Raw genomic sequence first — 12,907 nt, 5'->3', positions numbered from 1 at the left:
CTATGGCGATTTTAGAAGTTAAGGATTTAAAAAAGAGCTTTGACAATCAGGAGATTTTAAAGGGAATTAGTTTTGAAATGGAAAAGGGGCAGACTCTTTCTATTCTAGGAAGCTCTGGCTCTGGTAAGACTACCCTTTTAAGATGTCTTAATTTTTTAGAGACACCAGATGCTGGCACAATATCTGTTAATGGAAATCTGCTTTTTGATGGTGCAGTAGGACATGAAAAGGGAGTTGATTTAAGAGAAAAGCGACTTCACTTTGGAATGGTTTTCCAGCAGTTTAATTTATTCCCACAGTATACAGCTCTTGAAAATGTTACTCTTGCTCCAAAGCTTGAGGCTAATGGCAAGAGCGATGAGGAGATTATAGAGCTTGGCAAGGAGCTTCTTGTTAAGATGGGACTTGAGGATAGGATGAACAATTACCCTCACCAGTTATCTGGAGGTCAGCAGCAGAGAGTGGCTATCGCAAGAGCGCTAGCACTTAAGCCAGATATTCTGTGTTTTGATGAGCCTACAAGTGCTCTTGATCCAGAGCTTACTGGAGAAGTACTTAAGGTAATCAAGGAGCTAGCTGATCAGCATACCACCATGATTATAGTTACTCATGAGATTGGATTTGCTAGAGATGTTTCTGATGAGATTATCTTCATGGACAATGGTGTGATAGCAGACAAGGGAACACCGAGTCAGCTTATTGATAATCCATCTAACGAGAGAACGAGACAGTTTTTGGCTAACTATTTAAAATAAATTTTCATAGAGAAGGGAGAAAAAATGGCTACACTAGGTATTGTTATTGCAATCGTAGTTTATTTGGCAGCACTGCTTATTATGGGGGCTTCATTTGCCAAGGAGAATCACACTGTAGGTGATTATTATTTAGGAGGAAGAAAGTTAGGTCCTTTTGTTACAGCTATGAGTGCTGAGGCATCAGACATGTCTTCATGGCTTCTTATGGGACTTCCAGGAGTTGCTTTCGCTACTGGTATTTGCGATGCATTCTGGACAGCTTTTGGACTTGGTATTGGAACTTATCTTAACTGGCTTTTGGTTGCTAAGCGTCTTCGCAAGTATTCTGAGAAAAATGATTCAGTGACCATTCCAGATTTCTTCGAGCACAGATTTAGAGATAAGAGCCATATACTTATGCTTTTATCATCACTTATTATTGTAGTGTTCTTTGTTCCTTATGTAGGTTCTGGATTTGCTGCATGTGGTAAGCTTTTTTCATCACTTTTTGGACTTGATTATACAGTAGCAATGATTGCATCAGCAGCGGTTATTATCGGATACACAGCTACAGGCGGATTTATGGCTGCATCTGTAACAGACTTTATCCAGTCAATCATTATGACTATTGCTCTTATTGCAGTTGTTTGCTTTGGCCTTTCTACTGTTGATGGCCTTCAGACAGTAAGCACATATTCCACATCACTTGATGGATATATTAGCTTACTTTCAACATATGATTTTGATACAGCATCAAGAGTTTCTTATGGTGGTATCATTACTATTATTTCAACAATGGCGTGGGGACTTGGTTACTTTGGTATGCCTCATATTCTTCTTAGATTTATGGCTATCGAGAAGCCAGAGAAGATCAAGCTCAGCCGTCGTATTTCTACTGTTTGGGTATTTATCGCCATGGGCGTAGCTATATTTATCGGTGTTATGGCAAGAACTATGGTTAGCAAGGGCGCTTTGGCAGAACTTCAGGACCCAGAGAGAGCAATCATCGTAATTGCTCAGACTCTTGCAGAGCACAGCTTTATAGCATCACTTTTAGCAGGTGTTATCTTAGCTGGAATTTTAGCATGTACAATGTCTACTTGCGATTCACAGATGCTTGCGGCTTCATCATCAGTGTCTGAGAATATTATCCATGAGACATTTGGAATTGAGCTTTCTGAGCATATGCAGATGGTAATGGCAAGAGTAGTTCTTGTTATTATCGCAGCTATTGGTGTTATCATTGCTAGAGATCCTAACAGCTCAGTGTTTGGTATTGTATCATTTGCATGGGCAGGATTTGGTGCTGCATTTGGACCTATTATGCTTCTTGCTCTTTTCTGGAAGAGAGCTAATAGATATGGTGCTATCGCTGGTATGCTTGGTGGCGGTGTTATGATTTTTGTTTGGAAGTTTTTAATCAAGCCACTTGGCGGTGTCTTTGGTATCTATGAGTTGCTTCCAGCATTTATCGTTGCCCTTATCCTCTGCGTTGTAGTAAGCCTTGCTACTGAAGCACCTAGCAAAGAGATTGTTGAGGAGTTTGAATCAATCAAGTAAAATAGTCATAATTAGTAATCGAAAGATGCATAATAACTATGATTGATAAAAGAGTTTGTGTGCGATGTCTGCTTCGTGATATGGTTGATGCAGATATGGCTATGATAGAAAAATATAAAAGTGCGCTAAAAGAGGCGGATATGGTATCTGACGAGGAATACGAAAGACGCCTTGATATATGTGGTGAATGCGACAAGCTAAATGCAGGTACTTGTATGTCCTGTGGATGTTATGTTGAAATTCGCGCAGCAGCTAAAATATCAAAATGTCCTACAAAAAAATGGTAGGGCATTTTTTAGTGATATTTTTACCTTTTTTTATCAATTTTTTGCTTATTAAAAGATATGTTATTGACGGAGGAAATTAGGTATTGTAAAAAGAAAATAATAAGGGAAAAAAGGAGAAGAATAATGTCAAAATTAGTTATCAATAACGAAAACAAAAAGAGCACCATAGCTCCAGAAATTTACGGACATTTTTCAGAGCATTTGGGACGCTGCATCTACGAGGGGCTTTATGTAGGTGAGAACAGCGATATTCCTAATGTAAATGGAATGAGAACTGATGTAGTAGAGGCCTTAAAGGAGATGAAGATACCTGTTCTTCGTTGGCCAGGTGGATGCTTTGCGGATGAGTATCACTGGATGGATGGTATTGGACCAAAGGAATCTCGAAAGAAGATGATCAACACTCATTGGGGTGGAGTTGTTGAGGATAATAGCTTTGGTACACATGAGTTTTTTGAACTTTGTAGACAGCTTGGATGTAAGACATACGTAAATGCGAATATGGGCTCAGGCACTGTCAGAGAAATGAGTGAGTGGGTTGAGTACATGACATTTAACGGTGTTTCTCCAATGGCTGATCTTAGAAAAGCTAATGGTCATGAGGAGCCATGGACAGTTGATTATCTTGGAGTAGGCAACGAGAACTGGGGATGCGGCGGTAATATGCGTCCACAATTTTATGCTGATGAATACAGACGTTACCAGACATACGTTAGAAATTATGATGGCAATAAGCCAATAGCAAAGATTGCTTGCGGTGCCAATGTAGATGATTATCACTGGACCAAGGTTGTGCTTGATACATGCTTCGATGGTACTCCTGAGAAAGAGCATGGATTTATGGATGGTCTTTCACTTCATCACTATACTCTTCCAGAGATGGATGGAGATTGGAACTACAAGGGAAGTGCTACTGATTTTACAGAGGAAATATTCTACAAGACTCTTAAGAGATCTTATTACATGGAAGAGCTCATCACAAAGCATGGTGCAATCATGGATCAGTATGACCCAGAAAAGAAGATTGGCATGATGGTAGATGAGTGGGGTATTTGGACAGATGTAGAGCCAGGTACAAATCCAGGATTCCTTTATCAGCAGAATACAATGCGTGATGCACTTGTAGCTGGTATGAATTTAAATATCTTCAACAAGCATTCAGACAGAGTAAAGCTTGCATGTATAGCTCAGATGGTTAACGTGCTTCAGTCTGTTGTTCTCACTGAAGGCGAGAAGATGATAAAGACACCTACATACTATGTATTCAAGATGTATCGTCATCATCAGGGGGCTACACTTTTAGGAAGCGATTTGCTTAACTCTAGCAAAGTAGGCTCTGGTGAAAATGAAGTTCCTAAGATATTTGAGTCAGTTTCTGAGGATGAAAATGGAGTAATCAATATTACTCTTACAAACAATTCTCTTAAGGATACAGAGAATATAGAGATTCAATTAACAAAGGATGGAGATGCATATTCAGTATGTGAGGCATCTATTGTAACTGGTGCTATGAATGCACACAATACATTTGAAAATCCTGAGGTAATTAAGGAGCAGGAGTTTACAGATTACTCTAAGGCTGTAAATGGAATCAATGTTACTATTCCAGCTTGCTCAGTAGTAAGTATTAGAATTAAGAAATAGCCTAAATTTAGGAAAATAATAGTGTTTCAAATATAGCTAGTTATCAATTTGGTTGATAACTAGCTATAATTTTTGCCTATTTGATTTCACAGCGGTAGGAGACTATTATATTCCTATAACAAATACATATGATTATTTAATTGTTATTTAATATTCAAGAAAGGAGCAAGGCAAATGAGAACTATAAATTGTACATCAATGATGAATATGTGCATGCGTCGAATGCTGTTCTCCCAGGTGATTAAGGGCCGAGGGTGCATGGCTTATTGTCTTGCGCCAATATCTTAAGAAGCCATTGCCTGGGAGTAGTTATAAGCGGCAATGGTTTTTTTATTGCCAGGTTATGGCACAAGGAGATTTATAAATGAGAGCAATAGAAATTAAAAACTTATCAAAAAGCTTTGAAAGCAAGGACAGCAGAGTTGAGGCACTTAGAAATATCAACTTGAATGTTGAAAGCGGAGATATCTGTGGAATCATCGGAATGTCTGGAGCCGGTAAGAGCACATTGATTCGATGTTTGAACTATCTTGAGAAACCAACTAGTGGTCAGGTTATAGTTTACGGAAAGGAGTTAGGACAGCTTAATGAGGCTGAGCTTAGAGCACAGCGGCAGGAGATATCAATGATTTTCCAGCACTTTAATTTGCTTCAGCAGAAAAATGTCATTGATAATGTAATATTTCCACTTACACTTCAGGGTGTAAAAAAGAAAGAAGCCAGAGCAAAAGCATTCGAGCTTCTTGCAAAAGTAGGGCTTGAGGATAAGGCTAAATCATATCCTTCGCAGCTTTCAGGTGGACAGCAGCAGAGAGTTGCAATAGCAAGAGCCCTTGCTTCCAATCCAAAGATTCTTCTTTGCGATGAGGCAACAAGTGCACTTGATCCACAGACAACAGCATCAATCCTTACACTTCTTAAGGAGATTAATAGAGAGTATGGAATCACAATAGTTCTTATTACTCATCAGATGTCAGTAGTAAAGGCCATCTGTAATAAGGTGGCAATCATCGATGACGGCGAGCTTATTGAAAGCGGAAGAATCGATGAGGTTAATCTTCCAGAAGACAAGTTCTTTTGGCTGAACAAGGAAAATGAGTTAAAGAATAGAGAACAAAGAGAAGGAAAGGAGGCAAAAGATTATGTGGGATAGTGTTACAACAAATATGATATTAAACGGAATACTTGAGACAGTCTACATGACAGTGGTTTCCACATTCTTTGGATACCTTCTTGGACTTCCAATGGGAATTTTACTTACTACTTCAGATAAAAACGGATTAAAGCCTAATCCATTTTTATATAAAGTGTTGGATGCAATTTCAAATGTAGTGCGAAGCGTACCATTTTTGATTTTACTTATTTTACTTATTCCTGTTACAAGACAGATTGTAGGTAAGTCATACGGCACTACAGCAACAATCGTTCCGCTTGTTATTTCAGCAGCTCCATACATTGCAAGAATGGTGGAGTCATCACTTAAGGAAGTGGACGCAGGAGTTATAGAGGCAGCCAAATCAATGGGCGCATCTAGAATCCAAATCGTATTTAAGGTGCTTCTTGTTGAGGCAAGAACATCTCTTATCACCAACGCGACAATAGCCTTAGGTACTGTACTTGGTTATTCAGCTATGGCTGGTACCGTAGGCGGTGGTGGACTGGGAAATATAGCAGTCCAGTACGGATACTATAGATATCAGACAGATATCATGATAGTTACAGTTATCTTGCTTATTATTTTATTCCAGGTATTTACAAACTCTGGAATGTTCATAGCAAGAATACTGAATCACAAGAAAGTATAAGGGTATATTAGGGGAGATAATATATTACTTAAATTTTTACACACAAAGGAGAGAAAAGACATGAGAAAGAAAATTTTAGCAAGCATTTTAGGGGCAACATTTGTAATAGGTGCATTAGTAGGTTGCGGAAGCAGCGACGCTACAGCGGATGCACAGCCAAAGGCAGATGAGGCAACAGAGGCAAAAGAGGAGAACAAGGAGCTTACAACAATTACAGTAGCAGCATCAGCTACACCACACGCAGAGATTTTAGAGTATGCAGCTCCACTTTTAGAGGAGAAGGGCTACAAGCTTGAGGTTACATTATTTGATGATTATGTTCAGCCAAACCTTGTAGTAGATTCAGGCGAGTTTGATGCAAACTACTTCCAGCACGTACCATATCTTGATAGCTTCAACGAGGAGAAGGGTACACACCTTGTAAATGCAGGTGGCATCCACTATGAGCCATTTGGTATCTACCCAGGTCAGAAGGCATCTCTTGACGATATCGAAGATGGTGACACAATTGCTATTCCAAACGACACAACAAACGAGGCTAGAGCACTCCTTCTTCTTCAGGACAATGGTCTTCTTACATTAAAGGATGGTGCAGGTCTTACAGCTACAGTTAATGACATTACAGAGAATCCAAAGAACATCAAGTTTGAGGAGCTTGAGGCAGCTCAGGTAGCTCGTGTAAAGGACGAGGTAGCATTTGTTGTATTAAATGGTAACTATGCACTTGAGGCAGGATATTCTGTATCAAAAGATTCTATCGCTTACGAGTCTGCAGATTCAGAGGCTGCTAAGACATACGTAAACATCATTGCTGTTGCAGAAGGTCACGAGAATGATGAGGGAATCAAAGCACTTGTTGAGGTTCTCACATCTGACGATGTTAAGAGCTATATTGAGTCAACTTATGACGGTGCAGTTGTTCCATTTTAATTAGTGAAATTGCAGCTTATAATTGACAAATCACTGCAAAGAAAATAATATATAATTACCTATTGTTTAGATAGGAGATTAAAAGCAGATGGTAGATATCATCTGCTTTTGCTTTGTAGGATAGGATAATAAAATGTTAAATCAGTTTTCGAGAACAGAACTCCTTTTAGGTAAGGATGCAATGGAGGAGTTACAAAATAAAAGAGTGGCTATCTTTGGTATTGGTGGCGTAGGGGGCTATGTATGTGAGGCCCTAGTTCGTACTGGAGTGGGTCACTTTGATTTGGTGGATGATGACAAGGTATGCCTGACTAATCTCAATCGACAGATCATTGCCACTAGAAGTACCGTTGGCAAGCACAAGGTAGACGTCATGAAGGAGAGGATGTTAGACATCAATCCAAAGGCTGATATTACAGTTCATAAGTGCTTCTTCCTTCCTGAGAATGCAGATACATTTGATTTTAAGTCATATGATTACGTAGTAGATGCTGTTGATACAGTTACTGCCAAAATAGAAATTATCATGCGTTGCAAGGAGCTTGATGTTCCTGTAATTAGTTGCATGGGCGCGGGCAACAAGCTTGACCCTAGCAGATTTAGAGTGGCCGACATTTACAAGACTACCATGTGCCCACTGGCAAAGGTAATGAGACGTGAGATGAAAAAGCGTGGAGTTAAGAGTCTTAAGGTGGTATTTTCCGATGAAAAGCCAACACGTCCAGTTGAGGATATGGCTATTAGCTGCAGGACTAATTGTATTTGTCCACCAGGCGCAGAGCACAAGTGTACAGAGAGACGTGATATACCAGGCTCTATTGCATTTACACCTGCTGTGGCAGGACTTGTTTTAGCAAGTGAGGTTATTAAGGATTTGTCTAACGGTTTTGGAGGGAGAGTTTAATTATGACATTACAGCAGGTTTTATACGCTCTTACAATTCAAGAGTGCGGTTCAATGAACAAGGCAGCTGAAAAGCTTTATATCGTTCAGCCTACTTTGACTTCTGCAATTCAGGAGCTTGAAAATGAAGTGGGCATCACTATTTTCATGCGTACCAATAAGGGCGTTATTGTAACACCTGAGGGCGAGGAGTTTCTTAACGACATTAGAGGCTTTTATCGTCAATACGATATTGTAATGCAGAAATACAGTGGAGAGGGTAATTACAAGAGAAAGTTTGGTGTTTCCACACAGCACTATACATTTGCAGTACGTGCTTTTGTTGATATGGCAAAGCAGTACGATATGAATGATTTCGATTTTGCTCTTAGAGAGACTACCACTATGGATATTATCAATGACGTTAGTTCTCTAAAGAGTGAGGTGGGAATTCTCTATATCAATGAGAGAAATAAGAGAGCCATGAACAAGCTTTTTGTGGAGCATGGACTGGAGTTTCACACACTTATAAAGTGCCGTGCCTTCGTTTATTTATGGAAGGACCATCCACTTGCAAGCCAGGATTCTATTAGCATTGAGGATTTGCAGGAATATCCATGTATGTTCTTTGAGCAGAGAGACCAAAATGAATTTCTGGCAGAGGAGATTCTTAGCGAGAACTTTTATCCAAAGACATTGAGAGTCACAGACAGATCGACAATGCTTAATCTTATCCGGGCTCTCAATGGTTATACACTATGTTCAGGAATCATCTGGGGCGATTTAAATGGCGACGGTTATATCGTAGTTCCATATCGCGGAGATGAGGAGAATCCTAACAGCGTAATGGAAATTGGATATGTAACTAAAAAGAATAGTGTAATGAGTAAAATGGGAGAGCAGTTTATCGAGGAAATCCACAAAGCTTTGGAGCAAATCGATAAATCTGTTATCTACGAAGGATAATTACTCATTTATGAAAGGGGCTATGGTAGTTCTTACTTCTGTAAGACTAAGCCCTTTTTCTTTTGCAATTTTTGATAAATCATCAAACTCTACTTTAGATTTTTGGACTCCATAGCCACTTGATTTTTTAACATGAACAGGGCCTAGTGGAGTATCAATAGTTTCTATTTTTCTATCAAGAATAAAGCGATTACATGCTTTTTCTCTGATGCCAATAGTGGTAGTGTTGGCAAAAATAGCTTTTACCACAGCATCCTTATCTGCAGCAGTTGTGATAACTGTAAGCAATACGCCAGGACGATTTTTCTTCATCTGGACAGATGTGAAGAATGCTTCCCTAGCTCCTGATTCATAGATGGCATCAAGAGCAAATCCTAAATCTTCTCCAGTAATATCATCTATATTGCAGTTTAATTCTATTATTTCATCTGTTGAGCCTATGGTCTCACCTAGGAAAATGCGGACACAGTTAGCCACAGGGAAATCTTTCTTGCCCATACCGTAGCCAATTTTTTCAGTAGTCATGGTAGGCATAGATTTAAATTCTCTGCCGAAATGCATGAGAATTGCAGCTCCTGTAGGAGTGCATAGCTCGCTTTCTACTGTGTCGCTGTATGTTGGCAGGCCCTTTAGTAATAGTGCAGTGGCAGGAGCAGGCACAGGTAAAATGCCGTGGGCGCACTTAACAGTTCCACTTCCCACATTGATAGGGGATACGATGATATCCTCCACCTGAAGCTTATTTATTAAGTAGCATACGGCAATCACGTCAGCTATGGCATCCATAGTGCCTACCTCATGAAAATGAATTTCACTGACAGGCTCACCGTGGACAGCTGATTCAGCCTCTGCTATAGAATTATAGATTTCGATTCCATGATTTTTAACTGCATCATCAACAGATAGATGTTCTATGATATGGGTAATGTCAGCTAAGCTACTGTGAGAATGATGGTGGTGTTCATGATTATGGTCATGTTCGTCGTGATGGCTGTGTTCTATTTCTTCTTCTACGCCATTTATGGATACAGTGACATGAGTTCCCTTGATACCACATTTTTCCGCAGAAGAAGCGGTATATGCAACTCCTGGAATTCCTATTTTATTAAGCTCATTAAGGGTGGCATCTTTGTCATCTACCAGTTCAAGTAGAGCAGCTGTAAGCATATCACCAGCAGCACCCATTTTACATTCAATATAGAGAGTCTTCATAGTTCCTCCTATAAGTTTAACGATGGTTAATTAGGCTGGCTTGGTAGGCAGCTCCAAAACCATTATCAATATTTACCACGGAGATTCCGTTGGCACAGGAATTTAGCATGGATAAAAGTGCTGATATTCCACCAAATGATGCACCGTATCCTACAGAAGTAGGAACAGCAATTACAGGACATTCTGCAAGTCCGCCAAGTACGCTGGCAAGAGCACCCTCCATACCTGCGATGGCAATTATTACATTGGCATCTACAATATCATCAAGGTGGGAAAGTGTGCGATGTATACCGGCAACTCCCACATCGTATATACGTTTTACATTGTTGCCAAGAAACTCTGCTGTAAGAGCAGCTTCTTCTGCAACAGGAATATCGCTAGTACCACCTGTGGCTACTACAATTGTGCCCTTGCCATTAGCCTGTGGAATGCCGCCTATGATGGCAATTTTTGCATCTTCGTAGTAGGTAATGTCGTGAGCTTTTTTGACTTCATCAGCCTTTTCTGGTGAAATGCGAGTAATGAGGATTCTATTTTGATTTGATTCCTTCATGGTATCAATAATGCCAATGATTTGTGCTGGTGTTTTGCCGGCGCCATAGATGATTTCTCCTACACCATTTCTCAGGGCTCTGTGAGTATCAAGCTTAGCGTAGCCGATGTCCTTAAAAGGCTTTGTTTTTAATTGGTGCATGGCATCATCGACAGAAATATTTCCGTTTTTAACACCTTCTAATAATTCTTTGATTTCATCATTCATGGTCTAATTATCCTTTTTTGATGATAGAACTTCGTTAAGACTTCCTGTACGATATCCTTGTAAATCCAGTGATATATATTTGAAGCCAAAGCTTTTGAATTCAGTAATTATTCTGTTTCGATTATCATCCTGAAGGAGAATAGGAAAATCCTCAGGAAGAGTCTCTATGCGAGCTGTATCCTTTTGCATGCGTACACGAAACTGCTTAATCCCAAGTGAGGAGATAAGATCCTCAGCTTTTTCAATCATTGCAAGCTTTTCTGGAGTGATTCGCTCGCCGTATGGAATTCTGGATGAAAGACAGGCAAATGATGGCTTGTCCCATGTAGGAAGACCTAGCTCCTTGGAATACTGACGGATTTCTGCCTTTGTCAATCCCACTTCTCTAAGAGGACTTAAAATCTCTAATTCTTTTATGGCCTGAAGCCCTGGACGATAGTCACCTAGGTCATCTAAGTTAGAGCCCTCTGCTATGTAAGCAATGCCATTTTCTGCAGCCATCTTTTTCATACGAGAGAAGAGAATGTGCTTGCAGATGTAACAGCGGTTAGAAGGATTCTTGGCGAATTCTTCGTCCTCCACCTCGTGGGGATAGAGGATAAGCTGGCGGATGCCTTCTTTTTTGCAGAATTCAGAAGCTTCATCCTGCTCTTTGTGAGGGAAGACTTCGCTGATTCCTGTGATTGCTATGCAGGAATCCCCTAGGGTATCGTGGGCTACCTTAAGAAGAAAAGTAGAATCCACCCCAGCTGAATAGGCGATGGCAATACTGCCTTTTTCCTTAAGGTATGCTTTTAATTCATTTAGTTTATTGTCGCTCATGATTGTAATCCTTTTGTGTTATTCAAATGCAGCTGCACAATCCTGTAGTCTGTTAATGATATCAATATGCTGAGGACATACACCCTCACACTGACCACACTGAATACATGCGCTGGCCATTCCTTTATTTGATACGGCCTTGTCGTAGTCAGCCTGACCTGCCTCTTTTTGCTCCCAGATAAGCTGCTTGTTTCTTGCAGAGAAAATCTCTGGAATAGGAATCTGCATAGGGCAGCCGTCTGTACAGTAGTGACAAGAGGTACAAGGGATAGAATCGATGCCATCCAAGATATCCTGCGCCTGCTTAATAACTTTCTTTTCATCTTCTGAAAGTGGCTTAAAGTCTGCCATATAAGAAAGATTGTCAGCCATCTGCTCCTCAGTGGACATACCTGAAAGTACAGTGATAATGCCATCAAGTGATGCCACGAATCTAATTGCCCATGAAGCTACGCTTAAATCTGGTCTTGCACTTGTAAGCAAATCTCTAACTGCCTTTGGAGGATTGGCCAATGTGCCACCTTTAATAGGCTCCATTACTACAATTGATTTGCCATGCTTTCTGGCAACTTCGTAGCAAGCTCTTGACTGAACATCTGGATTGTTCCAGTCAGCATAGTTGATCTGAAGCTGAACAAACTCAGCATCTGGATGAGCTGTAAGAATCTCATCAAGTCGCTCAGGAGTAGAGTGGAATGAGAATCCCCAATGCTTAATCAGGCCCTTTTCCTTCATTTCCTTTACATAATCCCAAAGATGCCATTCATCGTATTTTTTATAGTTGCCATCCTGAAGAGCGTGGAGAAGATAGTAGTCGATGTATCCTGCTCCAGTGCGCTCAAGACTAGTAAGAAGCTCCTGCTTTGCGCTAGCCTCATCTGTTGCAGCAAATGAAGCAAGCTTTGTTGCCAGTGTGTAGCTCTCACGTGGATATCTATCTACGAGAGCAAGCTTTGCTGCCTTCTCTGATTCGCCGCCATCATATACAAAAGCGGTGTCAAAATAGGTAAGACCTGCCTTCATAAACATGTCTACCATTTCCTTAGTACGTTCTATATCAATCTTTGTTGGATTGTCCTTTTCCTTTGGAAGGCGCATCAAGCCAAATCCAAGCTTTGGTGTGCTTTCACCGAAATATCTTTCTGCCATAGTGACCCCCTTTTACTTAAATACAATAGTATTATGGGCATTTGTATTTGCCAGTTTACTGCCCAGATATGTTTTAAGTATAACATATAGGAAATTTAAATAAGAATATCATTTGTTGTCGTCTTGCTTATTATTTTTTGCGGTAGGGTAGGGGCG

12 protein-coding genes and 1 pseudogene are annotated in these 12,907 nt (G+C 40.2%); 9 read left to right on the top strand and 4 right to left on the bottom strand.

The features are described 5' to 3' along the window. Window positions 1-2: 2 nt before the first annotated feature. The 9 genes and pseudogenes from F0Q01_RS06520 (at window position 3) to F0Q01_RS06480 (ending at window position 8,808) form a co-directional block, all read left to right on the top strand. Entirely contained in the window at window positions 3-755 is a 753-nt protein-coding gene (locus F0Q01_RS06520) for an amino acid ABC transporter ATP-binding protein (protein WP_090487495.1), read from the top strand. Window positions 756-779: 24 nt separating this feature from the next. Beyond that, complete coding sequence (locus F0Q01_RS06515) at window positions 780-2,294, top strand: sodium/proline symporter (RefSeq protein WP_090487492.1); 1,515 nt, start codon at window positions 780-782, stop codon at window positions 2,292-2,294. 38 nt (window positions 2,295-2,332) lie between these two features. After that, window positions 2,333-2,581 (top strand): DUF6171 family protein, encoded by a 249-nt coding sequence (locus tag F0Q01_RS06510; RefSeq protein ID WP_090154771.1) that lies wholly within the window; start codon window positions 2,333-2,335, stop codon window positions 2,579-2,581. A gap of 123 nt (window positions 2,582-2,704) precedes the next feature. Then, window positions 2,705-4,225: an alpha-N-arabinofuranosidase gene (locus tag F0Q01_RS06505; protein ID WP_090487489.1), complete on the top strand. Its 1,521-nt coding sequence runs from the start codon at window positions 2,705-2,707 to the stop codon at window positions 4,223-4,225. 364 nt (window positions 4,226-4,589) lie between these two features. Further along, window positions 4,590-5,279, top strand: a pseudogene (locus F0Q01_RS06500) (methionine ABC transporter ATP-binding protein); the annotation flags it as partial. 88 nt (window positions 5,280-5,367) lie between these two features. Continuing rightward, window positions 5,368-6,030 carry a methionine ABC transporter permease gene (locus tag F0Q01_RS06495; protein WP_090487486.1) on the top strand — a complete coding sequence of 221 codons (663 nt, stop codon included), beginning with the start codon at window positions 5,368-5,370 and terminating at the stop codon, window positions 6,028-6,030. Between the two features lie 60 nt (window positions 6,031-6,090). Beyond that, window positions 6,091-6,960: a MetQ/NlpA family ABC transporter substrate-binding protein gene (locus tag F0Q01_RS06490; RefSeq protein WP_090487483.1), complete on the top strand. Its 870-nt coding sequence runs from the start codon at window positions 6,091-6,093 to the stop codon at window positions 6,958-6,960. A gap of 133 nt (window positions 6,961-7,093) precedes the next feature. Continuing rightward, the gene (locus tag F0Q01_RS06485; RefSeq protein WP_090154781.1) at window positions 7,094-7,864 is read left to right on the top strand and encodes a tRNA threonylcarbamoyladenosine dehydratase; all 771 of its coding nucleotides are present in this window, start codon (window positions 7,094-7,096) and stop codon (window positions 7,862-7,864) included. A 2-nt stretch (window positions 7,865-7,866) separates the two neighbouring features. Beyond that, window positions 7,867-8,808 carry a LysR family transcriptional regulator gene (locus F0Q01_RS06480; RefSeq protein WP_090154784.1) on the top strand — a complete coding sequence of 314 codons (942 nt, stop codon included), beginning with the start codon at window positions 7,867-7,869 and terminating at the stop codon, window positions 8,806-8,808. On the opposite strand, the gene larC is transcribed toward F0Q01_RS06480, so the two are convergent. The 4 genes from larC to F0Q01_RS06460 are packed head-to-tail and all read right to left on the bottom strand — an operon-like array spanning window position 8,809 to window position 12,751. Continuing rightward, on the bottom strand, window positions 8,809-10,020 hold the full coding sequence (gene larC, locus F0Q01_RS06475; protein ID WP_090487479.1) for a nickel pincer cofactor biosynthesis protein LarC: 1,212 nt from the start codon (window positions 10,018-10,020) through the stop codon (window positions 8,809-8,811). A 16-nt stretch (window positions 10,021-10,036) separates the two neighbouring features. Further along, window positions 10,037-10,780, bottom strand: a complete 744-nt coding sequence (gene larB / locus F0Q01_RS06470; RefSeq protein WP_090487476.1) for a nickel pincer cofactor biosynthesis protein LarB — start codon at window positions 10,778-10,780, stop codon at window positions 10,037-10,039. A gap of 3 nt (window positions 10,781-10,783) precedes the next feature. Continuing rightward, window positions 10,784-11,602, bottom strand: a complete 819-nt coding sequence (larE, locus tag F0Q01_RS06465; protein WP_176753767.1) for an ATP-dependent sacrificial sulfur transferase LarE — start codon at window positions 11,600-11,602, stop codon at window positions 10,784-10,786. 18 nt (window positions 11,603-11,620) lie between these two features. Beyond that, window positions 11,621-12,751 (bottom strand): aldo/keto reductase, encoded by a 1,131-nt coding sequence (locus F0Q01_RS06460; protein ID WP_090154792.1) that lies wholly within the window; start codon window positions 12,749-12,751, stop codon window positions 11,621-11,623. Window positions 12,752-12,907 lie beyond the last annotated feature (156 nt).

It is taken from the genome of Pseudobutyrivibrio xylanivorans (assembly GCF_010906925.1).
Classification (GTDB): Bacteria; Bacillota; Clostridia; order Lachnospirales; family Lachnospiraceae; genus Pseudobutyrivibrio.
The sequence above is the reverse complement of the archived record's forward strand: the minus strand, read 5'-3'. Positions and strand labels throughout refer to the sequence as shown.